Origin of the sequence: Vibrio sp. B172a (genome assembly GCF_030248355.1) — a bacterium.
GTDB lineage: Bacteria > Pseudomonadota > Gammaproteobacteria > Enterobacterales > Vibrionaceae > Vibrio > Vibrio owensii.
In genome coordinates this window covers 357869-382572 of sequence record NZ_JAHGAC010000003.1, presented here as the reverse complement: position 1 = coordinate 382572, position 24704 = coordinate 357869, and the positions used below count along the sequence as shown (strand labels likewise).

Below are 24704 nucleotides of genomic sequence, written 5' to 3'. Positions count from 1 at the left end.
GCGCACTATGAATACTCAAGCAGATGTAACGTTGGAGCAAGAATTGGTCGACGAGTTGATTCTTCAGCAAATGATCAAAGACACTTGTGCGGAAATCATGCCTACCTTAATCGAGCACTATATTGAGGAATCTCGCGAGCGCGTCGAAAAGATTCAGCAGGCACTCAACAGCCAAGACAAAGAAGCGATGGAGTTTGAAGTCCACACGCTTGGTAGCTCTGCACTTGCCTTGGGTAATCGCACTCTATCGCGTCACGCTCGCACCATCGAGAAATACTGTGTTGAAGGTGATACAAAACAAGCTTTTGAGCTTTGCCAATCCTTACCAGAACTGGCAGAACAGTCTTTTACCGCGCTAAACCAAAGAAAAGAGCAAGGGTTTGAAGACTAACAACAAATTTCAGGGATTTAATTAACTAAAAAATAAAGAATTTTCTGCAATCCTCACAGCGTGTGCTAATACTTAAATATAAAGATTCTCAAAATGAGAATCGAAAAGAAGCCATCAGCTTGAGGCAAGAAAAACGAACTTATCATGACAGCATGAACCTCAAGCCGACTTAACGCATTAAAACAACGAATTGAAGAAAGTTGGGAAAGGATTATGAGACCAAGGGTGTTACTGGTAGAAGACTCTACTTCACTAGCCATACTTTATAAGCAGTACGTCAAGGATGAGCCTTACGACATCTTCCACGTAGAAACCGGACGTGAGGCGATTCAATTCATTGAGCGCAGCAAACCGCAACTTATCATTCTCGACCTTAAACTTCCGGACATGTCGGGCGAAGACGTGTTAGACTGGATCAATGAAAACGAGATCCCGACCTCCGTCATCATCGCAACGGCGCACGGCAGTGTCGATCTCGCGGTCAATCTTATCCAGAAAGGCGCGGAAGACTTCCTAGAAAAGCCCATCAATGCTGACCGTTTAAAAACCTCAGTAGCTCTTCACTTAAAACGCGCGAAATTAGAAAATCTCGTCGAAAACATTCAATCGACCTTCGATCGCCACAACTACCATGGTTTTATTGGCTCTAGCCTGCCGATGCAAGCAGTTTACAAGACCATTGATGCGGTTGCTCCAACCTCTGCAAGCGTATTTATCGTTGGTGAAAGTGGTACGGGTAAGGAAGTGTGTGCGGAAGCGGTTCACAGACAAAGTGACCGTCGAGACAAACCTTTTATTGCCATTAACTGTGGCGCTATCCCACGCGATTTGATGGAAAGTGAAATTTTCGGTCACGTTAAAGGCGCATTTACCGGTGCAACCACCGACCGTAAAGGTGCTGCAACGCTAGCCCACGGCGGCACACTATTCCTAGACGAACTGTGTGAAATGGAACTTGAGATGCAGAAAAAACTTCTACGTTTTCTGCAAACAGGAACTTACACCCCGCTTGGTGGCACCAAAGAGATGAAGGTGGATGTACGGATTATCTGTGCAACCAACCGAGATCCATTGACCGAAGTGGAAGAAGGTCGTTTCCGCGAAGACTTGTACTATCGTGTGCATGTTGTGCCAATCGATATGCCACCACTTCGCGAACGTGGTAGTGACATTGTCACGCTAGCTAAGCATTTCTTAACCACATACGCGAAGCAGGATAAGAAGAAGTTCAGTAATATCGATAGCGAAGCCCAACATGTGATTAAGCATTATGACTGGCCAGGCAATGTGCGTCAGTTGCAAAACATCATTCGCAACATTGTCGTGTTGAATGACGATGACAAAGTGACGCTGGCACACCTACCCGCTCAACTGACTCGCAAGCCGTCAAAAGCACGCACTGTCACTCCACCTCATGTTGAAAGTGCTCAAGTAGCCGCGGTAAATCCAGTCTCCACTACAATGCCAATGCAAGCACAACCATTAGAAAGTGCGCCTGTAGAAACATCTGCGCAACCAGAGTTCGCCTCAACTATGGTTACGAACGAAGCGCCTCCAGCAAGCCCTGCGGCGCAAGTGTCATCACCTTACTTCAATTCCGATGGCACCATTCGTCCAATGTGGAAAGTTGAGCGAGAGGCGATTCAAAACGCCATTGCGTATTGTGATGGTAATGTGCTTAACGCGGCGGTGATGTTGGAGCTTAGCCCTTCCACCGTGTATCGCAAAAAACAAGCGTGGGAAGCGGATGAAGCTAATCTCGAACAATCTTGAGATCCCAGTTGTTGGCGAAGTTTGGATACTGCTAGATAGCCGCATTTATGGTGGTATTGAAAGCCATGTAGTCGAACTCGCCACTGGGTTGCAGTCCTTTCATGTTAACGTACGAGTTGTGTTGGTGGTGGAATACGATCCACCAGCACCACTTATCGACAAATTAAACCAAGCTCAAATCCCTGTGAGCTATTTATGGCACCTGTGCCCAAAGTCAGAACGGTCAAAAACCATTCCAGTCAAACAAATCACTGGCGCGGTGGCTGAGCATCAACCCAGCGTTATTCACACCCATGGATACAAAGCGGCACTGTTAGCCAGAAGCGCAAAGCTATTCACTCGTACTTTTCCCCGCTTAATCTCCACCTACCACGCCGGTGAAACACCAACGGGCAAAGTTTGGGCGTATGACTGGCTCGACCGATATTCCGCGCGGCTCTCTGATCACAGCTTTGCGGTGAGTCAGGCCATCCAAGACAAGCTCCCTACTCAATCAGAATTGCTCAATAACTTTGTTACGATTCCCGAACAGCATTGTCGCTACAAAGAAATCGCATTTGTTGGCCGCCTAAGCCATGAGAAAGGCGCAGATCGCTTCATCGATATTGCCCGCCAAATTCCTGATATCGAGTTCTCTATTTATGGTGACGGACCAGAAAAACCGAGACTCGTAGAAAGTGCACCAACCAACGTGATATTTCACGGTCATCAAAATGACATGGATGCCGTTTGGCGTAATATCAGCGTTCTCGTCATTTCATCGCGCTATGAGGGCTTGCCAATGGCGGCGTTAGAGGCGATGGCGCGTGGTATCGTTGTGATAAGCCTTGACGTTGGTCGCCTTCCTGACTTAATCCAAGATGGTCAAAATGGATTCCTCGCTCACAATATTCCAGCGCTAACCGACAAGATCAATGGCTGGTTGGAAATGAGTCATAGCGAACAATACCCAATGCGCCACAAAGCGATTGAGACCATCAAAGCGCACTATTCCTCTCGCAGCATCATTCCTATTCTGATTGAACGCTACCAAATTGAGAATCACACTTGATGCATATCCATTCTCAATTTGAGAAGTTTCGTATCTGATTTTTACGACCACTACATTTCCCATTTAAAAACAGACGCTTAAATCAATGGCATATTTTGGCATCTCGGTTGCAATAGCTAATCCAAACAGATTGGCTAACCGAGGTAACGACTATGACTACTCCAAAACGCATTCTTTACGTTCATTATGGTGATAACTGGATTCGCGGCAGCGAAGTAGTACTGCTTGACCTCATCACAAATATTGACCGCGACCAGTACCAACCGTTTGTCTGGTCAAACTGCGAGCCTTTGATTGAGAAATGCCAATCCTTGGGCATCGAAGCAGAACATTCGAATTTCAGCCTTGTTGGCGGTTGGAACACGCCTCGCTGGGACATCAGCGGTTGGAACGATTTGATCAAACAAGGCACAGCGTTGATCGAAAAGCACAGCATTGACCTTGTCCACGTAAACAGTGGCGGCCCATGCCAATGGATGTGCCTAGCTGCTCGTATGAATCACATCCCTTTGGTGACGCAACTACACTGCCACTACACTTTGCGTGACCGCTTCTCATTGGGTCTGCACCTTTCTCCAAAATTGATTTGTGTGAGTAAAGATGTGGGTCACGAGATTCTCAAAGATGGCTACCCAGAAGAACACCTTCATGTCGTTCATAATGGCGTGTCATTGGAGAGTCACGATGCACCTATCGATGTCAAAGATCGTCTGGGCATTCCTCACCAAGCGTTCACCTTTATTTCGGTTGGATCTCTCATTAAACGCAAAGGCTTTGACCGCTTAATCCAAGCCATGCGTATGCACAACTACCATCAACAGAATCCACATTTGGTGATTGTTGGTGATGGTGAAGAACGTATCGCGTTGAGGCAGCTAGCCGTTGATTTGGGTGTGGAGGATCGTGTGCATTTTGTTGGGGAACAACACAACGCCGGAGATTGGATGAAAGGTAATGTAGATGCCTTTATCAGTGGTGCTTACGAAGAGGCATTTGGTCTTGTTCTTGGTGAGGCAGCACTCGCGAAGTTACCAATCATTGCACCAAAAACAGGTGGCATCCCAGAATTATTTGAGCACAACCACAGTGCCCTTTTGTTCGCTAATCACGGTATGGCAAGTCTGTTAAATGCGATTCAGCAAATGATTCAAGATGCGCCGCTACGAAATAAGCTAGCCGAGAATGCGCATCAACACGCGAATCAGCATCTGACGGTTTCTGCCTCAGTCAAAGCGATTGAAGACATTTACCGCGATGAACTGACGCAGAAAGAACTGACACCCATGCCTGTCAGCCACTGCATGAAACCAATTTCGCGCTGGTTAAACATCAACTAAGGAGCTCACCATGAAACGTGTATTGATGTTTGACGCCATCCCAATGCAAGGCGGCTCGAAAATTGCCAACGCTGAGTTGATTAAACAGTGTGACCAACGTGATGTGATTAGCTATGTCGCGACGACAAATCCAGAACACTGGACTGCCACATTCAACTCAAACCCTCGCGTACAGGTATTGAAAATCAAGCGTTCTCCAATCACGTCTCATCATGGTATCGCTTATTGGTTGATGAACTGTTTTTACCTGGTGCAACTGATTTTGGTCACGTTCAAACTACCAAAACTCGACTGGTTTATGGGTTTGTCTTCACCAAACAACGACATGCCTTTGTACCTGCTTCGTCTGTTCAATCGCAAACCTATCGTGCAAATGGTGCATGGTCCAGTCGGCGTGTCTCGCTCATCTGGCTACTGCTTAGTAAAAGCGTCTGCGATTCATTATTTATCGAACACTCGTGCTTCCATGATTGATGCGCTTGCTGCCTATTTAAAAATGCCAAAACCGGCGGTAGAACGCTTTTGGACAACCTTAAACACCTCTTCGTTTGTGAACGGCTTGTCTTCAGAACGCGCACCAAAGCAAGCGAACCCGATTTCTAATCGAGTGTTCTGGGCTGCCAGCCTCTTGAAATGGAAGAACGTTGATCTGTTGCTCGACGCGATGAAGTTGGATGAGTCAGCGAACCTAAACGCGACCATCTGTTACATCAAACCTAACATTGAAGGCGTTGAATGTTCAAAGCCAGATTTCACTCAAGCAAACGTTGAATGGCACGAGTCACCAGACAACCTTGACGAGCTACGAGCACAGTGTGGTGTGTTTGTGTCGACCAGTGAGAACGAACCGTTTGGGTTATCAATTTTAGAGGCGTTAGCCGCTGGTATGTGTGTCGTGATTCCACATGACGACAGCTATTGGGATCGAGTGTTAACCCATGGAAAGAACTGCATTAAATACACACCGAAAGACGCGGCTTCTCTTCACAATGCCATTCGACTTTTAAACGAAGCGCCTTGGCTAAAAGTCACCATGGGGATGGAGGCACTGAACGTTGCGAGTTTATACACCGCAGAACGTTGTTACTTCGATATTACCCAACAGCTTTGTACTGACCCGACTAATAAAGCTCAAGACAGCGCAAAGAAGCGCGACAACGTCAAAGGATATGACCATGTCTAAAGCCATGACCAATATGTCACTGTTCGCCATTGCGTTGGTGATCAACAAAAGCATCAGCTTAATCATGCTGCCAGTGCTTCCTCAGTTTCTCTCACCTGAGCAAATGGGCAAACTTGAGTTACTAACCTCTTTTGGTGTTGTAACAGCCCTACTTGCGAGCATGGCAATGCACGAGGCGCTGTACCGCTTTGTTGGTGTAGAGAAAGATGGCGATAAGAAAGTGACCATGCTCAATCAAATCTACTCGCTTTCTGTCTGGATCGCAGCAGCGATTGGCTTGGTTCTGCTGTTTGCAATTATCGTTGCTCCGATTCCTAGTCCGTTTTCTCAGTTTGAATTTATCGTACTGATGTTAGCAATTATCTTGGAAGGCGCGATTGGTATCGGTACTGCTTGGCTGCGCATGCAAGATGATAAAGCGAAAACCCTGCTTAGCGTGATGGTGACCACCACCGTGCTTCAAGTTGTATTTATTGTCGCCGCTTTGATGTTTTACCCACACGTCATTTCTGTCTTGCTTGGTGGTCTACTGGCTGCCGTTATCCAATTTACCTGGCTACACATTATCAATAAATACAGAGTTGTCATGCCTGACATGGCGATCGCAAAGCAACATCTGCATTACTGCATCCCTGTCATGATGTCTGCGCTAGTCGCTTTTTGCTTGAACGGTGCCGAGCGTTGGTTCATTGGTGCGAACGCTTCACTAGCAACACTTGGTGTTTACGCGATTGCGGTGAAGTTTGCCATTGGCATGTGTATTTTGGTTCAACCATTCGGTATGTGGTGGATGCCACGTCGATTTGCGTATCTAGAGCGTAATCGTGGTAAAGAAGCCGTTAGAATTTCTCACTTCGGCATGATTTATATTGCAGCACTTACTGTCCTAGTCGCGACCCTGGCCTTCATTATGATCAGCCAGTTTTTACCAGAAACGTATCAAGAAGCCGCGCTTTACACATTGTTCCTTCTGCCAATCGCTATGATCAAAGAATGGAGCGAACTGCTGAACATCGCGATTCTTTACAAACGTCGCACTCGCTGGTTGCTGGGAATCAATGTCGTTGCCGCTGGCGTCGCAATTACTCTTCTATTTTCGCTTTCTTCTCTTGGTATTTATGGCGTATTCATCGCACTTTACTACGCGCAACTAGCCAAACTAGCGATGACGTTCGTGATTGGACAACAGTGCATGCAGCTTCCTTTCCACCTAAGTTTGATGGTCGCATTACAAATCATCTCAGGAGTGGCACTGTTCCTGCTTTACTCTACTCAATCCATCGGAAGCGCGATTGTGATTTGCATTTTGACATGCACACTGCTTGCAGGCATCGCCTTCCGATACATGTCTAAGGAAACACGTAGCAATCTTGTGATGAGATTAAGAACGGAAGCGAAAAGAGTGACGTTATGAATGCCACGGATGTGAGACCAACCCAAATCATCGCTGCGATAACCATTACTGTGGTTATCGCTTTAGCGTGGTTGGTGATGCCGCATCCGATTTTGATTGTCGCAATTTGTTTTGCTCCGCTTGCCATCTTGTTTGTGCTCAACCAAACCTTTTGGCTTGTGACTCTGTTCGTCATCTTCTCTTTCTTTCGAATTCACGAAGCGTTTCCCGTTATCTACAACTTCAAAATCCCATTATTGTTGTCTTTGGGCGCACTTGGAGCGCTGTCTTTTCATCTATTGATCAGTCGTCAGCTATCGGTCTTCTGGCACCCTTCTTTAAAGTGGCTGTTCATCTTCTGGGCGTTAGTCATCATCGGTATTGTGTTCGCCTCGGCACGCGACATCGCGATTACCGTGTTCAAGAATACGTATTGGAAGATCATTGTGATGACACTGGCGATCACTTGGCTTATCACCACCCCCAAACAACTCGCACAAATGTCAAAAGCGATTATCGTTGCTGGGTTGTTGGTCGGACTCGTTGCACTTTATAACGCCACTAACGGCATTGATATTGTTGAAGGAACGCGTGTGTCGATTGGTCGTTCATTCGGCTCGGTATTAGGCGACCCCAATGACTTGGCGCTGGTTTTGATGTTCCCCCTCGCCTTTACGGTGAGCCAATTGGTCGAGAAACGGTCGTCCATGTGGCTGCGAGGGTTCGCGCTGCTCACTTGTATCATTCTGTTTATGTCTATCCTTGAGACACAAAGCCGCGGTGGTCTATTAGGAGCGCTTTCAGTTTTCGCGTATTTCGCGTTCAAACACATCAAGAGTAAGGCATTGGTTGTCTTCCTGGGCTTAGTCGCGGCTTTGATTCTTTATGCTGTAGCTGGGATCTCTGGGCGAGCATCGGGCGGCGCAGCAGAAGCCGGTATTGATGCCTCTGCAATGGGACGTTTGTACGCTTGGGAAGCGGCTTTCAAAATGGCACTCGACAACCCAATAACTGGCGTTGGTTTAGAGAACTTCTACTACAACTATTTCTTCTATAGCCCGCATTGGGATGGCATTAACCACGCAGTGCACAGTACATGGTTTGGTGTATTGGCTGAAACCGGTTTTGTTGGTTTAGCGGTTTTCATTACTCTGATTGTATCTCTGGTAAAAACGTCATTGCGTTCCATTTCACTTCTGACTGAAAAATCCCACTTCACCCTATCTGTAGGTGCAAACGCCGTATTGAGCGGACTTATCGGCACCATAGTCTCGGGGACCTTCCTCACTCAAGGCTTCACTTGGCCGATTTACATACTTGCCGCACTAACCATAGTGATAAATCGCATCGTTCAAACTGATTGTCAAAATGAGAAATCTTCACCTTCTCAAATTAAGAAATAAGCTAACCCCTTGTTTTAATGAAACTTAGCCCCTTGGCACACATCGTGATACGTCTCTGAGTAACAACAACGAATCAATTGGCTCAAGGAGAGAACGATGACAGATATCGTAGTATTTGGAGAAGACTTCGGCGGCTTGCCATCTTCCACTCAACATCTGATAAAGCACCTAGCGAACAACCATCGTATTCTTTGGGTCAATTCTATTGGCTTAAGGCAGCCAAAATTTACGCCGAAAGACGCTAAACGCCTCGTCACTAAACTGACTGGTTCGGTCAAACAACAAGACAAGATCCAAACGCCTTTCGGTCGTGAAGAAGACGCAAACATCCACACCATTACTCTGTTGACGATTCCTGCTCCCAAATCGAAATTGGCACGTAGCGTCGCGACAAAAATGATGAAATATCAACTGAGCAAAAAGCTGAATGAGCTCGGCTTTCAACATGCCGTTTTTTGGACATCACTGCCCACCGCTGTGGATATTTGCCGAGAAATGAGCACCAAAGGCATTGTTTATTACTGTGGTGATGACTTTGGCGCACTAGCAGGTGTGGACCACCAAACCGTTTTGGAACATGAAGCAGACCTGATTGACAGCGCAGACCTGATTCTGGCTGCAAGCGACAAAATTGCCGCTGAGTTTCCACAAGAGAAAACCGTTACCCTACCGCATGGGGTGGATTTCAGTTTGTTCTCAGAGCCAGCAGCCAAAGCGCAAGATATGCCAAACAATGGTCGAAAGGTACTGGGGTTTTACGGCAGCCTATCAGAATGGTTAGATTACCGTTTGATAGAGCAAGTGGCCGATCAAGCGCAGGATTGGGACTTGGTCTTTATTGGTCCAAATGAATTTCCTCACACCCCGTTGCCACAACGAAGCAACGTCCATTACCTAGGACCACGAGCACATCAAGATTTACCTAGCTACTCACAGCATTGGGACGCAAGTTGGCTGCCATTCGTCGATAACGCGCAAATTCAAGCCTGTAATCCACTTAAACTGTTGGAATACCTCGCAACGGGTACACCAGTCATCAGTACGGCTTTCCCAGCACTTAAGCCTTACCAACATATGTTGCATGTTGTGGCGGACGTGGATGATGTTTGTGCAAGCCTCAATCACTTACTCCCACCACCAGAAGGATCACTCTCGATCATCCAACAACAAAGTTGGCAATCAAGAGCACGTCAAGTTGAGCAATTAGTGAGGGCGTTATGAACGATTTAAGAGACAACATCACCCTATTACTGCACGGTGCGTGGCGACGTCGTTACCTGATTGTCATTCCTATGTTGGTGTTACCAATCTTGGGGTTTGTCGTCAGTAAAATGATGCCAACGAAATATGTAGCGCACACGAGCATGCTGATTCAAGAAACAGCCAAAATGAACCCGTTCCTTGAGGACCTTGCCGTCTCGACGATGTTGAAAGACCGCTTGAGCGCATTAAGCACCTTACTAAAAAGCCGTCATGTGCTGTATTCGGTTGCTCAGGAGCAAGGTTTGATTGACGACACCATGGGTCCGAAAGAGCAAGAGTTCATCATTAAAGATCTTGCCAATCGCCTCACGGTTCAACAGCTTGGCAAAGACTTCATTCAAATCCAGTTAACCAGTGGTAAATCTGAAGGCATGGAAGAAGTGCTTGGTTCCGTCAGTGATCATTTTGTTGAGCAGTTGCTTGCGCCAGAGCGCTCTTCAATTAAAGACTCAAGCCACTTTCTTACCATTCACATCGATAAACGCCGCGAAGAATTGGATAAAGCCGAGCAAGCTTTTGCGGAGTACAAAAACGCCTACTCGCACGCTACACCAGAGATGCAAGCGCAAAGCCTGACTCGTTTAGCGAGCCTAAAGCAGACATTGGCAGAGAAAGAAGCGGAACTAGCAGGTGTAAAACGAAGCTTGGGTAGCTTGGACCAACAGCTTTCAAAGACCAACCCAGTGATTGGTAAGATTGAGGAACAAATCATCGAGATCCGCAGTGAATTAACCCTACTTCGCGCCAAGTACACAGAAGCACACAGCATGGTTCAAGGTAAGCTGCGCGAACTAAATCGCCTAGAGCAAGAGCGTTCGGTTCTACTCAACTCAAAACAACCTGAAATGAACAGCAATCAGCTTTGGGATATCGCCAGTACAGCAACGGTAAGCAATATTGGTGATGCGCAACCTCTGCTTGTTTCTCAGCTTCATCAATTGCAAATCATGCGCGGGCGATACGAGTCGCTTCAGGAAGAAACCATTAGCCTGCAAAGTATGATTCAGGAACTAGAAGTCAATGCAAACCGTTTTGGTAGTACCGCAACTGAAATCAACCGTCTCGCTCGCGACGTGACAGTAAAACGCGAGTTGTATGACGAACTGGTTGAACGTTACGAAATGGCACAGCTCACCGGGTCTTTAGGTGTGTTTGAGGAAAACAAACGTGTGAAAGTCATTGATGAACCTTACACTCCAACGATTCCTGCCAACCTGCCAGCGTTTGTATTTGTCATTTTAGGATTCATTGGCGGAGCAGGTTTAGGGATCGGTTTGGCATCCATTGTTGAACTGGCTGACAATTCGATTCGCTCGCGTAAAACACTCGAGAAACACCTTGGGGTGCCAGTGATTACGACCATTCCAAAAATAGCCTTTTAGACCGAATACTTGATTGCTCCTTGGTGCGATGGTGTTACTCCATTCGCACCAAGCTGAGCAAGGTGTAGGTTTCAACACTTGCGTTCACCTTAAGCAAACGCATCAATACGACGTCTTGCCCAATACAGTGATGATTCAACACAATGAGCTTAGGTTTCGACAACAAAACACGTGCAATCAAAATCTGGTTATACAGCGTTTTGTCTAAATGGCGTCCGAACTCAGCAACTGCACAATCCAAGCGCTCTGGACTGATGCCGACAAACAAACACACACTGCTAACCTCCTCATCCGAGGCTCGTCGATTGCCATATCGAATGTTGGTCAAAACCGTGCCTCGAAACAGCTGACATTGGTCATCGATGATATAAACATACCTACGTAATGAAGAATTGTTGATGGTTCGAATGTCCATTTTCTCCAGCGCCACGTCCCCCATGTAATCGGTCACGATCCCACTCAATACAGTGCAAATCGCGGTTTTGTTGATTGGGTCGATACTCGACAGATCAATCGAACGCCCTTTGAAGATATTGACCGATAAGTTTTCACCGGAGAACGGAACGGAGAAGTTCTTAATGCACAAACACAAAGCAAGATCAGTATCGATTTGATGAATTTGACGCTTGTAATTACCCCGCGTGCGACTCATCGCCAACTCCAATCGCTCTTTGGCGACATAGTAAGTGACGGCATAGCCCCAACTGATGGTGATGTCTCTTAGCGCGTTAAATAACAAACCGATGATCAGCATCAAAGTGCCAAAGTTTTGCCCCACCGGATGCTCTTGCCAAACTTGGTGAGTGAACAATAACGCAAGAAGAATACAGAACCACATTGCCGTTTGCTGGGTGAGAACAGCTTGGAAAACGCTATTTTGCTTTGATGTATCCCCCAACATCTCGCTGCAGCGATTAAGGCGTCGCCCTTCACGTTTAATCTGACGAAACTGATTCACACTTTGGTAGCCCATGATGCGCTCGCATAAATGCCCGCTCAAGCGACCTCGGTCAGTACGCAGTGTTAAAGCAAGCTCGGTTAAGCGTGGCGTCAGCGCCAAAGACAACGAGAAAAGCCCAGCAACCACCCAAGACACTTGCCAACTGAAACTCGGCCACAAGCAGAAGATAAGCACGAGATAGCCAATAAACGAAAATCCGCTGGTGACTAACGTCGCCGCCCCTAAACTCGCCCAGTTTTTGATGTTGTTACTGTCGGTGATCATTCGACTCATCGACACACCAAGCCTTCTTGGAGGTTGCTCGTTCTTAGGCGACATCAACTCGGTATAGAGTTGATGTCGTATTTCTTTTAAGTAATGCTGACCAAGCTTCTCACCCAAATAGCTTTCGACTATCGTCAGCAAGTACGCCCCAATTCCCAACAGCAAGAAAAGCACTAAGTTGTTAAACTCCGCATCATGCCAAAGCGTATCGAGCACCAAAACATTCCCGACGTTGAGTGCGGAGATGATCAATCCTAGTATCACTAACTGAACCAGCCAGCGCTTTCTCACGCCGGAAAAAAGGGCGTGCAACTTCATGCGAGTTCGAGCTCCGGAGTCATGCTTGGAAAGTGCAGTAAAGACTTCGAAATACTGGGCTCAATAAGCAAATCTAAGCCATAAACCGGAGTGTCTATCTGTTGTGTAATCTCACGGGTAGACAAGGGTGACGCACACACAATACCGCTGACAGCGGAGACGGAATAACCTTGATTACTCAACCACTGGACACCCGCCGTTGCACCTAATGACTCTCTCGCCGCAAAAACGACGTTTGGGAAGCGGGCTTTAAACTCTCGATTCTCAAGTAATTCTCTGGTTTCTTTCTGGAAGATCCCATCGGCGATCTCAACCACAATGGCGTTACACCCAAATCGAATCAACTCTTGAGACAGGCGATCGACAATATTCATCAGGTCAAAACTGTTTACTTTAAAGGTGGTGGCGTGACCTGCATCTGTGAAATCAAGCGCAATATAAGCACCGGAGTCTTTCATTAACCAAAGGTCGCCGCCTGCCCCAGTTCCCGTCACTTTCATCGCGCCAACACGATAACCGGCCTTGTTCAGACCTCTGATGATGTGCGCGGCAGAAGTCGTTTTGCCTGCGTTCATAGAAGTACCAACTACCGCTACGCTCGGGACGAGATCAACCAAGTTCGAATCATCCACAGCGAAATCGGACACATTAATGATTTTGCCCGAGTAGTCCGCAATAAGACCGACAGGTTGAATGACCGTTGGCGATTTGGTCTTCGAATGCCAAGAGATCGCTTGAGCAGCAATCCCACCCGCGGCCACCATATGGCACTCTTCGAGTGAACCTGGTACAACAGCTTCAAACTGATCCGGCGCATAGCGATGCCCATACGCCAAGATGATCTCGTCTCCTTCAAACAACGCGGCGCGTCGTCCGTCCGTTCTCTCTCCAAATTTGTGATGACCAACCTGCACAATTTTCGCCAATACAAGATCACCAGATTTTGGCTTGCTTACCCCATTCCCTCCAACAAGAGATTGCATAAGCTCAAGGGGAACACGACGGGTTACAAAAGTTCGCTTAGCCGAAGCAATACGGTAAGCCTGACTCAACATAATCATAAGAATTCTCCATTTCTACCATCTGTAGAGATGCGTTTTTTCAACTCAATTTCCGACTTAGTGGTATCAACGCCCTGCGTATTTGGTCAGGTTTTGCGCTGACAGAAAGCACTGTAGAAAACCAAATGTGAAGCAGTTGTGAAGAACTGATGGTTTGAAATAAAAGATTCACAAAACTTATTAGTCAAATTCCAAATAGCTGTTAACCAATTGAATTCTCGCTCCTCTTGATATGACGAAATTTGAATCTCAATTTGAGAATCTACCCTTCTCGTTTTGACTCACTTTGAAAGACAAGATTTAAACCACTGAATTTTAATAGGTTTATTTCTGGCATACAGACTGCAATGAACTGGATAAGCAAAATTAAGGGAAATGCGTCGAGGGCTCAGGAATGAAAAACTCAGAGACTAAAAACTCAAGCAATAATGGCAACGTGATCGTTCACATCGTTCAGCATCTTGCTCCAGGCGGTTTGGAAACTTTGGTGCTTGAGATGCTTCGCTTTGCCAAAGCCGAAGACTCCGTTTTTGTTATCAGCCTAGAGGGAAACAAACAAACTGCGCTAAATCATTGGGAAAAGTTGGCGGACTTTGAAGACCAACTCCACTTTCTAAACAAGCCGTCTGGTTTGCATCTATCAACCTTCAAGGTTTTGAAAGCAAAATTAAAACAACTGAATGCAAACGTCGTCCATACACATCACATTGGGCCTTTGCTGTACGGTGGCACCGCAGCTCGTTTGAATGGTATCAAAACCTTGATCCACACTGAGCATGATGCGTGGCATTTAAACAATAAAAAAGCCGCGAGACTGCAATCGACGCTTCTTAAAGTGCTTCGCCCTCAAGTCGTGGCGGATGCTGACTTTGTCGCTGACCAAATCACGAATAAGTTGGGATATCAGCGCGTAAGCACCATCCATAATGGAATCGATTGTGAAAAGTTTACCGATGGTAATCCACAAAAAGCGCGTGAGTTTTTCGCTCTTCCTACAGACAAATTCATTGTAGGTACAGCGGGTCGCTTAGAAACGGTGAAAGGACAAGAGATCCTCATCAAAGCCTTTTCTCACCTGCCCAAAAACACCCACCTTGCGATTGCTGGTTGTGGCAGCCAAAGAGGCATTCTAGAAGCACAAGTTCGCACACTCGGGTTAGAAGACCGAGTGACTTTCCTCGGATTAGTAAGCGACATGCCTTGTTTTTATCAGAGTCTAAACGTGTTTTGCCTGCCTTCACTTCAAGAAGGTTTCCCTCTATCCACATTAGAAGCACAGGCTTGTGGTGTCCCTTGCATTGCAAGCGATGTTGGCGCGGTAAAAGAAACACTGTGCCCACAAATTGGAGCGCTCGTTGAACCGAACAAAGTGCCAATGTTGGCAGATGCGCTATCGCAGCAATTATCACAAACACCCCAATCACCGAGAGCACACATTCTTAAGCATTTTGACATTCGCAATATGGTGAACCGCTACGCGACATTGGCTCAGGGAGAGAACGCATGATTGATCTACTATGGACGGCTGGTTTTGTTTTGTCTGCGCTACTGATTATCTATCATCACGTCGGTTATCCTTTGGTTTTGAATTGGTTATCAGCACGCAGAGAACAACGAAAAGCGAAAAAGAATGCAAGAAAACAAAAAGCAAAAGAGCGCTGCTACAAAGCTTCAAAGCGCGACTGCACACTGCCAAGTGTCACGGTGATCGTTCCTGCTTACAATGAGGAACAATGGATAGCAGAAAAAATCCGTAACCTAGCAAGCCTAGACTACCCGAGAGATAAACTGGCCGTCGTCATTGCTTGCGATGGCTGTACAGATAACACCGCAGCGATTGCACAGGATACGATTCAAGAAGCCATCTGCGCAGACACTCTGTTCATTGTTCACGACCATGAGGTAAACCGCGGTAAAGTCGGATTAATCAACGTGGAAATGGAGAGCGTCACTTCAGATATTACTGCATTAAGCGATGTGTCTGCCCTCGTCTCTTGCGATTCGCTTTTGTTAGCCAGTCAGCATTATCAAAATGAGAAAGTGGGAGTGGTGAACGCAACCTATCAAATCATGGCGACACAGAACCAAGGCGAAGCAGCTTACTGGCAATATCAATCGAACGTGAAATACAAAGAGTCATTGATCGGCTCAACCATTGGTTCTCACGGCGCATTCTATACCTTCAGAACCAAACTGTTTTCACCATTAGAGCTTGAGATCATTAACGATGACTTCATTTTGCCAATGCGCATTGTGCTTCAAGGTTATGACTCCGTTTATGAACCAAAAATGTTAGCCATCGAACTGGAAGAAAGCTCAAACAGTTCAGACTTCAAACGTCGCCTACGTATCTCGGCGGGTAACATGCAGCAGTTCTTGAAACTGAAAAAACTGTTATTACCTCGCTATCGTGGCACTGCATTTGCATTTTTATCGGGAAAGGTACTGCGTCTTGCGACTCCTTACCTAATGATTATGTGTTTGGTGAGTTCATTACTGCTGATTCACTACCCAGCGTTTCAATTTCTGATGCTGGCACAACTGGCAGTCTACTCAGTTGCTCTCATCACTTACTTAGTACCAGTATTAAATTTGTTTAAGCCATTTAAGTTAATCAATTACTTAGTGGTTGGACACATAGCTAACTTCGCAGGCGGGCTACGCTACCTACTTGGAATGGAAAACGGACGCTGGAAGCGCGTTAATCAATAAGGAAAGCATCATGAAAACTTCACGCTACGACTCAAATATTCATCTAGCAAAACGCGCTTTCGATGTAGTTGTTTCACTGCTCATCTTGCTCGTCACCATGCCGATTATGCCTTTGATTGCGTTAGCAATTGTGATGAACTCAAAAGGCCCTGTGATTTATCGTCAGCTTCGTGTTGGACGCTGCACACCGGAAAAAATGGACCTGTTTGAAATTATGAAGTTTCGAACCATGTATGTAGATGCAGAGCAACGCTCTGGTGCGGTATGGGCTTCTGAGAACGACCCACGTATCACTCCGGTTGGACGCTTCCTACGCAAGACTCGCTTGGATGAGCTTCCACAACTGTTCAATGTGCTGAAAGGTGAAATGTCTTTGATTGGACCTCGTCCAGAACGCCCTGCTTTCTACCAAAAGCTGGAAGACGAAATCCCTTATTTTGTTGAACGCACATACGGTGTGCTACCTGGCATCACAGGTCTAGCGCAAGTAAACCAAGGTTATGATTCTTGTATTGAAGACGTTCGTCGTAAGGTAGGTTTTGACCACAGTTACGCACTGAGCTTGAGTTCTTTCTACTCGTGGATATCCATGGATATTGCCATCATGAGCAAAACGCTAGTGGTGATGATCGACGGGCGCGGTCAGTAATCGATAAAAGTTTACCTAATTAGAAAGAATGAAGAACCGTTACTCTTGCCATTGGCGACGCATATTCTCTATCGTCACTGATGGCACACCATGAATGTTCTCATACTCACCTCGGCAAACCTGCACTTCCACTTCAATCTGCTTTTTCTCACAGTGCTTCAAATACCGTTTCATCTCCCAATGGCGCACAAACGTATTACTGACAATCACAGTCTTTCCTTTGCTTAGCCATTTGCGGGTTTGTTGAAAGCACCACTCGTGCGCATCAGCCAGCTTTGTGCCATCAAAATGGTATTCGCCAATTTCATTCTCAAAATACATGTCAGCTTCAAAATGTTTTGCTTTGAGCTGTTTGGACAATTTCTTGGCAAGTGTCGTCTTACCAGAGCCCGGTAAACCACGGATTAGAAGAAGTTTCGCGTTAGACATAATGGGATGATTTCAGTGAAAAACCAGCAAACTGTACGCTATTTTTATAGAAAAGAAAGCGAAAGCAACCACAAGGTTTTGCCATTCTCGGAATCCTGCTCCCATTTGTGTAAATAATCGCGATGCGCCATTAATTTTTGTTCCCTCCTGCCGCATTTGAAACTAGAATGCGCGCGCATTTATTGAGCCCTAAAAAGTCACTAAAAGTTAGGCACTTATAAATCAAAACTCAATATCTGTGAGCTTTTAGATAAAGTTAATCTCAACCAACTCGCCATCCAGACGACGATGGCATTTCATAAGGGTTTAGTCTTTGAAAAGAAGTCTTCTTTCAATCCTTGTCGCTTCGCTGCTGTTTGGCTGCGGAGGCGATGAAAACAAACACTCAACAAGTACAACACCTCCAACGGTCGAACCAGATTTACCGCCTGATCAACCCGATATTGGCGTGACTACCTACCAAGGTAAGCTGTTCATTAACGGCAAACAGATCACTGGCGATATTCAGTGTGATGGACAAGACATCAGTGAGTCTGGCTACTTCACCTACGCTGCTTCAGAAGGTCAGTTTGATTGTCAATTTGGTGGTGTGACTTTAGGTGAGTTCAGTTACCAGATCCCTGAGCAAACTCGTATGGGTTCACAGCCAGCTGAATTAACGCAAGCCTATGACCTAAAAGACGTACTCGGCCAACACGCAAACAACGCCATTAAGCTGTTAAACAAGATCGACACGTGCCCTACTCAGGACGCACAAGTGTGTTTGGATGAAATCAACAGTTATGACATCCAAGACTTATACGAAAGCGACGATCAAACTGCGATTGATGAGTTCCTCAATCCAAGTGTCGCAAACGAAGGTGAACAACCAAGCGCGCACGTTGACCCAGAACTTCAACCAGAAATCACTCCAGGCGCAAGCAACAACTTAACGGGATCGTTTGTGTCTGCCAATGCAGAGGCGACTTACGAATACAAACCAAGTGCTTCCAACAAACCGTTGACCAAAAGCCGTTTGACCGACTCGCAAGGAAATGCGCTTGCTGGCGTCGAGTTCTTTAGCCAATCCGCACGCGGTATCACGGATGCCAATGGTGAATTTGAATACCTTTGGGGTGAGAACCTGATCTTTGGTATCGATACCTTTACTCTAGGCCAAGTGAAAGGCAATAAGGTCAATTACCAACTTGCAGATTTAAGCGACAACCCATTGGTGAAACAGAACCTTGATGCGTTCGTTCATCGTTATGGTGTGTCTTCTGGCAACCACATTGAGATCAGCGATACCGTTCGTCAGGTGTTTGCACAATACCCGAACGTTATTAACGAGCTGATCAATCTGAGCCTGCCTAACGGCGCAAAAATTGAAGGCACGAACTTCACCACGCCAAATGAGTTCGAAGCGCAATTCAGCCAAGGTTTAACACAAATCATTGATGGACAACTAAAACAAACGCCTCAATGGTCGGGCTTTGCTGCACCTATGCTACGTACGGTTCGTGCTTCTGGCAGTAATTATGTCACGCAGTCTCTGCATCAGATTTATGCTGGGGTGGATAGCGTGCACGTCTTCCATGATAACCATGGTTGGGGTGGCTCTGGTTACACACGTGCGATGCGCAACTTCAACCTAACTAACGAAGCCTTCCCTGTTCTGATGCCACGCAACGACAACAGCTACTGGCTCCCGTTTGGTGAAGAAGCGGCATGGACTCGTGGTTCTGGCAAAGATCAAAAAGCCTACATTGTGGATGCCACAACCATTGATGAAAACTCAACGGTGGTTATGCAGCGCCCAGAAGTAATTTCCAAACAAACCGCGACCTTTAATCTACCAACCATGACGGCAGGTATGATTGGCTCGGGTAAAGTGGTGTTCTTGGGTAACGCGATGTACACCTCTATCTTCTCTTGTCCAGAAAACTACTGGGCAGGCGCAGATCTGGGCATCGACAGCGAAGCGCAGCAATGTCGTTATAGCACTCCTCACAACCAAGAAGCGCAAGATGCGGATACTCGTACCGATCGCGGCAGCATGCATATCATGTTCAGCAACTTGATCGATTGGTTAGTGCCGAATGCAACGCAAGAATCTGTCACGATTGCTACCAACATCAACAAGGGTCACGCATTCCGTTGGGATCGCAAAGAAGGTCAAATCTACGATTTCTTTGTCAATCCAAGTTATAAATTGGGTGAAATGGACATATTAAGCAGCGGCCAGTTTGATTCATTAGATCCAACCTCTACACCACTGCTTTTGCTTCAGTCTTACGAAATCAAAACTGATGGCTACGCGACAAAATCCGTCGTGTCTGACATCAACCAACCTAAGTTGGACGCAGAGGACGTTACAGCGCTGATCGAATACGTAAACAGCGGCGGTAGCATCATCTTCTTTGATGCTTTGGAAGAAAGTAACCCAGAGCCAATTGCTCGTTTAGCGGATGCGGCAGGCGTTTCTGTTGGCGGAGCGAACGTTGCCAAGACATTCCAATCTCTGTGTACTGACAGCTATTGGTGTCACAGCACATCAGGCCCGAACGTACCTAACTTGCATACCGTCGCAGAACACGATCTCGTGGTTTATGAACGTTATGCCGACACGACTAAGATTGAGATCAATGACAACGGTACGGTGACATGGCCGGGCAATATCGACATGCCTACCCTTGAGATACCGCTATACAAAGTCTCCATTGATGGACAAGAGCATCAACGTTATGCATTCCACATGGTGAAGTCGGAACAAGAGAAACAAGCAGCAATCGCAGAGCTTCAACGCGAGTTTCCTGGCGTTCCGGTTTGTAAAGACAATTACCAATACGAAGTAAACTGTATTGAAGTGCGAGAAGGCCATGGCATTCCGAGCCGTGGTAACCACCATCGCCCAGACTTTACTCGTTACGAAATGAGCCCTGAAGTCGTGGATAGCATGGTAAAAGCGGCGAACTTAGGTGCCAACATTGATCGTCTACTTTCTCACGAGCTTTACTACCGCAGTAAAGGAGAAATTGGTGAACGCTTGTCGCAAGCTGAGCTAACTTCAACCTACGATAACCTATCCGTTTGGCTTTGGAATGACGAGCAGTACGAATTCAATCCAAACGTACAAGATGAGCTTGGCTTCGAACGTGCGGTCGAAATGCTGAACTGTTACACGAGCAACGCACATCAAGGCGGTAATGTTTGTGGTCAAGAGACGCGAGAGCAACTTGCTAAATGGTCAATGATTACCGAATCAGGCGAGCTGAACCCGTCTTACCCTCTGAACTGGATGGAGAAGCCATTAACACGCATGATGTTGGGTCGCTCTTACTGGGATTTAGAGATCAGTGTCGATACGACGGGCTACCCAGGTCGCCCAGTTCAATCAGGCAGTACAGCGAGCGTTGCGATTCATACCGACAACAAAACCGTGATTGGTACGGCAGGCAGCATGCAATCGACAGGCTTATGGGCGCCACAACTTGAAGAAGTCACCATCTCTGGTGGTGTAAAAGCGTCTATCAATGTTGCATTGGTTGATGACTTAACAGGCCGTGCAAACCACGAACTGAGCTTGAAACGCCCACCACGCGTGCAAAAGACCTTCCAATATGATGGTTCGTCTTTGAGCTTCAAAGTACCTTACGGTGGTTTGATTTACATTCAACCGTTAGAAGTGGATTCTCGTGACGTTGTGACGTTTAACTTCACTGGTGTGCTTCGTGCGTCTTGGTGGAAGGACGGTGCTTGGTTAAACCCAATCAACACTGACGTCCCATTGGCAGAAATCGATTCTGGTCATTTCGTCTACACGACGCCAGTGAAAAACGTACTGGACACAGACGTACCTAAGTTTGCCGATGAACTGAACGTATTCGCGAACCATGCGAGTGATTTTTACGGACGTGATCAAGTCGCGGCAGAAGGGAAACACCGTCGATTTACTTATGATGCCCTGCTCGCCAACCGACATCGCTTCGTGAATGATGTGCAAATCTCGATTGGTGCGGCGCACTCAGGCTACCCAGTTCAAAGCAACAGCTACTGGCCAACATGGACTGTCGTTCCATCAAACCCAACCAATGACTGGTTGCTATGGCATGAAGTCGGACACAACCTTGCTTCAGCGCCGTTCATGATGGCAGGCTCTACCGAGGTAACCAACAACATTCTTGCCCTTTACATGCAAGAACAACGCGAATCAAAGCCATACATGGACCGCATTGCGAGTGATCTATCCAAGTCACCTTTATGGCTTGATCGCTTCGAAGGCCATGCTTGGAGTGAGGCGGATGTCGGCATGCGCTTAGCGATGTTCGGCCAATTAAAGCTTTGGGCAGAAGACCATTTCAATATCGATGATTGGTATGCGAATCAAGCAGAGAAGCCGAGCATCTTTGGTGAAGACCAAGGTTGGAACTTCTTCAAACTCGCACACCGTAAAGCACGTGGTGACAGTATTGGCGACCAAGGCATTAACTACTGTTCTGCACAAAGCAGCCAGTTAAGCCAAGGTGATCTCATGATGGCATGTACCTCATACCTGACCGGATACGATCTGACAGATTACTTCCGTATGTGGAACCCATCAGAAACCAAAGCCAACCTGCCAAATGGGACTGTTGATTACTCTGGTGGTTTAACGCCTGCCGGTTTCAACGCGGTTGCGTCGATGGATTTACCGAAACCAGATAAGTCTCCTTCTGAGTATTTGTCTGTTAAGTAACCCGTAAGACGATAAAAGCCGACAGAATTCGATTCTGTCGGCTTTTTTTGTATCACTCTGTTTGCTTTGGCGAAATACCGAAGAGGTAATCTACAGGGCCATGAGCTCTCGCTTAGTTTGCTTATCCAGCTTTTCTATCGCATATCGAAACGCCGTCCTCGGCATCTTGCTATGGTGACGTTTCAAGTAGTTCACCACTCGCTCTGGTTCTTTTTGCGCCAACACTTTGAGCATCCAGCCATAACCCTTTTGCACTAAGTAATGATCATCTTGGAGCAACAAATCCGCTATGTGAAAAGGCTCAGTCCCTTTATACAGACCTTTATTGATCGGATAGATAAGCGTCACAGCGGCTGCTCGCCTCACGGCAAAGTTATCACTCTTAACCCACTCCAATGTGCGAATAAACAGGCTGTTGTCCTGAGCAATAAGCGCACCGAATGCGTGGGTGCAAAAATCATCACAATCATTCCAATCGGTAATGTAATGATAAAGCCAAGATTCGAATCGATCGTACGTGGCGGCGTCATAATGCTTTTTCACTCTGAACGCCCAATCAAATGCAATCACACTCAAAGCCCAATCACGCTCTGCCAGCAACGTTTCACACTGCTCAAAAACGAAGTCTGCTTGCTTACTGTCTAAACTTCGAAAACCATCGGCAGAGATCGCCCTCACCAAGCCCGTACGCACTCGCTTCTCTGGGTATCCAATCTCACTTAACTGTTGAGTTAACGTTTCTACAATACTCATTGTTTTTCGTTCTGTTCTTCCATTTCGATACGTTTAGCGTGAATCAACCACCAAGGTCGTCCATCAAACAAACGAGGTCCAACTTGTTCAACTTCCAACATCAACCCATCAACAACTTCTTGTGGTAATACTTTTCTTAATTGAACTTCATGACCCACCCATTCTTGATAGACGGCATGCCAAAATTCGGAAATCCCCTCTCTTTCAGTGGCCTCAATTAATTCAAATCCGTTTTTTTCGAGCGCTAAACGCCATGCGCTTCCGAGCTTATTTAATTTAGGCGATCCTTCTAATGGCTCTCGTGTCGTGAAGATCAGTTGCCCATCTTTGTTAAGTAAACGATGGATATCCGATAGCACTTGGTACTCATCTCTTGCAAATGGCAGTGCATCAATGCTGATCACACTGTCAAACTTTGCTGAAAGACTGGATAAATTCTCAAACTCTAATTTGAAAAACTCGATGCTTGAGCCTTTCAGTGTATGTTGTTGAGCATACTCAATCGCAAATTCAGAACGATCGACACCTAAAACGTGACAGTTTAATGTCTGGTTCAGCCAGCGACTAAAACCACCAGATCCACAACCTAGGTCTAATACAGTCTCGGGGTTGCCTGCATTGAGTTTAACTTGGAGCTGTTCGAGTAACTGGACAATGCAACTGCTGTAAGGCTGCAGTTCAGAGGGATACTTCTCGCCTGCCGCTTTGGTCCATAACGAATTAAAGAGAGCATTGTTTAAACGGTATTGATAGCTATCCATAACATTACTTTGCTTGCTGCCTGCGTAACCACTCTTGTGCGGCCTCACCCATGCTTGTTCCTTCTGCGTCGTTCATCCACTGCATAAAGCTGCGATCAAACTTGAAATCGTCTCCACATTTGGATTTGAAGTAACAACGTACATTTTGAGTGCTCTTGTAGGAAGACGTTATTAACGTATTGTCTTCAATATGGTTTTTATGCCAATCCACTTTGCTCACATGTCTCTCCTTTTTGTGCTTTGCAGCGACTCCTCGCTCAAAAGAAAGAGTGACATCTTCTATGAGCTACATCCACCTTGAGCCTGCGAATACTTCATTTTTGCCAATTCAGTCATATTTCCGTGGCTTATGTGTTGTGCTGACAAGAATCCAAATTGGAACGAGACACGAATATTTACATATCTCGTTGTAATCAGTTTAAGAAACAGTCGGTCTGCCATAAGGAACCTTCACTACTCAATAAAGGAATGAAAATGAAAGAAACGCTCCAACCAAAGCTTCAACGTCAGTTGGGATTAGGGCTGTTAGCATTGCGCTTAAGTATCGCGTTGGTATTTATCATGTGGGCGCTAGACAAAGTGCTGGTACCAGAGCATGCAATGAAAGTGTTCTCTGGCTTCTATGGTTTAGATATTTCGAGTGGATTTTCTGTCGCGTTAGGTATTGCCCAGTTGGTGTTCATTGGGATTTTTGTGGCTGGACTTTGGAAGAACCTGACTTATCTTGCAATTCTGGTATTGCACGCAGGCTCGACTTTCTCTTCGTTCGCGAAGTACCTAGACCCGTTCAACAACCTATTATTCTTCGCGGCGTGGCCGATGCTTGCTGCGTGTTTCGCTCTCTACCTATTGCGAGATCATGACATCTATGTGTTGAGAAAACAGCCTCAAGCAGTTACGGCTTAA

Annotated in this window: 20 protein-coding genes; 14 read left to right on the top strand and 6 right to left on the bottom strand. The window is 46.4% G+C overall.

What is annotated here, in order from left to right; translation table 11 throughout:
* Positions 1-7 precede the first annotated feature (7 nt).
* From KIT90_RS05300 to KIT90_RS05260, 9 genes are all read left to right on the top strand, one after another.
* Entirely contained in the window at positions 8-391 is a 384-nt protein-coding gene (locus tag KIT90_RS05300; RefSeq protein WP_171371264.1) for an Hpt domain-containing protein, read from the top strand.
* A 213-nt stretch (positions 392-604) separates the two neighbouring features.
* Positions 605-2164: a sigma-54 dependent transcriptional regulator gene (locus KIT90_RS05295; protein ID WP_285375742.1), complete on the top strand. Its 1560-nt coding sequence runs from the start codon at positions 605-607 to the stop codon at positions 2162-2164.
* Positions 2139-3215, top strand: a complete 1077-nt coding sequence (locus tag KIT90_RS05290) for a glycosyltransferase family 4 protein (RefSeq protein ID WP_285375741.1) — start codon at positions 2139-2141, stop codon at positions 3213-3215. Before KIT90_RS05295 ends, KIT90_RS05290 begins: the two co-directional genes overlap by 26 nt.
* Before the next feature lie 152 nt (positions 3216-3367).
* Positions 3368-4552 carry a glycosyltransferase gene (locus KIT90_RS05285; protein ID WP_285375738.1) on the top strand — a complete coding sequence of 395 codons (1185 nt, stop codon included), beginning with the start codon at positions 3368-3370 and terminating at the stop codon, positions 4550-4552.
* A gap of 10 nt (positions 4553-4562) precedes the next feature.
* Positions 4563-5735, top strand: coding sequence for a glycosyltransferase family 4 protein (locus KIT90_RS05280; RefSeq protein WP_285375736.1), 1173 nt, complete (start codon positions 4563-4565; stop codon positions 5733-5735).
* On the top strand, positions 5728-7149 hold the full coding sequence (locus KIT90_RS05275; protein WP_285375735.1) for a lipopolysaccharide biosynthesis protein: 1422 nt from the start codon (positions 5728-5730) through the stop codon (positions 7147-7149). Before KIT90_RS05280 ends, KIT90_RS05275 begins: the two co-directional genes overlap by 8 nt.
* A complete protein-coding gene (locus KIT90_RS05270) occupies positions 7146-8531 on the top strand; it encodes an O-antigen ligase family protein (protein ID WP_285375734.1) in 1386 nt (461 codons plus the stop codon). The genes KIT90_RS05275 and KIT90_RS05270 overlap by 4 nt, the downstream gene beginning before the upstream one ends.
* 96 nt (positions 8532-8627) lie before the next feature.
* A complete protein-coding gene (locus KIT90_RS05265; RefSeq protein WP_285375733.1) occupies positions 8628-9752 on the top strand; it encodes a glycosyltransferase in 1125 nt (374 codons plus the stop codon).
* Positions 9749-11176, top strand: a complete 1428-nt coding sequence (locus KIT90_RS05260) for a chain-length determining protein (RefSeq protein ID WP_285375731.1) — start codon at positions 9749-9751, stop codon at positions 11174-11176. Before KIT90_RS05265 ends, KIT90_RS05260 begins: the two co-directional genes overlap by 4 nt.
* Positions 11177-11210: 34 nt before the next feature.
* Here the strand turns inward: KIT90_RS05260 and KIT90_RS05255 are convergent, their stop codons facing one another.
* Together KIT90_RS05255 and KIT90_RS05250 are read right to left on the bottom strand one after the other, a co-directional pair.
* Positions 11211-12719, bottom strand: coding sequence for an ABC transporter ATP-binding protein (locus KIT90_RS05255; protein WP_285375728.1), 1509 nt, complete (start codon positions 12717-12719; stop codon positions 11211-11213).
* Positions 12716-13780, bottom strand: a complete 1065-nt coding sequence (locus tag KIT90_RS05250) for a molybdopterin guanine dinucleotide synthesis B family protein (RefSeq protein WP_285375726.1) — start codon at positions 13778-13780, stop codon at positions 12716-12718. Before KIT90_RS05250 ends, KIT90_RS05255 begins: the two co-directional genes overlap by 4 nt.
* Before the next feature lie 394 nt (positions 13781-14174).
* Between KIT90_RS05250 and KIT90_RS05245 the strand changes: the two genes are divergently transcribed.
* The 3 genes from KIT90_RS05245 to KIT90_RS05235 are packed head-to-tail and all read left to right on the top strand — an operon-like array spanning position 14175 to position 17141.
* Positions 14175-15287, top strand: coding sequence for a glycosyltransferase (locus KIT90_RS05245; RefSeq protein WP_285375723.1), 1113 nt, complete (start codon positions 14175-14177; stop codon positions 15285-15287).
* A complete protein-coding gene (locus KIT90_RS05240; protein ID WP_285375722.1) occupies positions 15284-16492 on the top strand; it encodes a glycosyltransferase family 2 protein in 1209 nt (402 codons plus the stop codon). The genes KIT90_RS05245 and KIT90_RS05240 overlap by 4 nt, the downstream gene beginning before the upstream one ends.
* A gap of 10 nt (positions 16493-16502) precedes the next feature.
* Positions 16503-17141, top strand: coding sequence for a sugar transferase (locus tag KIT90_RS05235; protein ID WP_038896898.1), 639 nt, complete (start codon positions 16503-16505; stop codon positions 17139-17141).
* A gap of 39 nt (positions 17142-17180) precedes the next feature.
* Here KIT90_RS05235 and KIT90_RS05230 read toward each other — a convergent pair whose 3' ends face one another.
* A complete protein-coding gene (locus tag KIT90_RS05230) occupies positions 17181-17570 on the bottom strand; it encodes an ATP-binding protein (RefSeq protein WP_285375720.1) in 390 nt (129 codons plus the stop codon).
* A gap of 313 nt (positions 17571-17883) precedes the next feature.
* Here KIT90_RS05230 and KIT90_RS05225 point away from each other — a divergent pair, with 313 nt between their 5' ends.
* On the top strand, positions 17884-22284 hold the full coding sequence (locus KIT90_RS05225) for an SslE/AcfD family lipoprotein zinc metalloprotease (protein WP_285375717.1): 4401 nt from the start codon (positions 17884-17886) through the stop codon (positions 22282-22284).
* 90 nt (positions 22285-22374) lie between these two features.
* On the opposite strand, the gene KIT90_RS05220 is transcribed toward KIT90_RS05225, so the two are convergent.
* Genes KIT90_RS05220 through KIT90_RS05210 form a run of 3 tightly spaced genes read right to left on the bottom strand, consistent with a single transcriptional unit; the run spans position 22375 to position 24018 of the window.
* A complete protein-coding gene (locus KIT90_RS05220) occupies positions 22375-23037 on the bottom strand; it encodes a DNA alkylation repair protein (protein ID WP_285375715.1) in 663 nt (220 codons plus the stop codon).
* Positions 23034-23798, bottom strand: coding sequence for a bifunctional 2-polyprenyl-6-hydroxyphenol methylase/3-demethylubiquinol 3-O-methyltransferase UbiG (locus tag KIT90_RS05215; protein ID WP_285375713.1), 765 nt, complete (start codon positions 23796-23798; stop codon positions 23034-23036). Before KIT90_RS05215 ends, KIT90_RS05220 begins: the two co-directional genes overlap by 4 nt.
* Positions 23799-23802: 4 nt before the next feature.
* Positions 23803-24018 carry a DUF6434 domain-containing protein gene (locus KIT90_RS05210; RefSeq protein WP_285375711.1) on the bottom strand — a complete coding sequence of 72 codons (216 nt, stop codon included), beginning with the start codon at positions 24016-24018 and terminating at the stop codon, positions 23803-23805.
* Positions 24019-24272: 254 nt separating this feature from the next.
* Between KIT90_RS05210 and KIT90_RS05205 the strand changes: the two genes are divergently transcribed.
* Positions 24273-24704 carry a hypothetical protein gene (locus tag KIT90_RS05205; protein ID WP_033006358.1) on the top strand — a complete coding sequence of 144 codons (432 nt, stop codon included), beginning with the start codon at positions 24273-24275 and terminating at the stop codon, positions 24702-24704.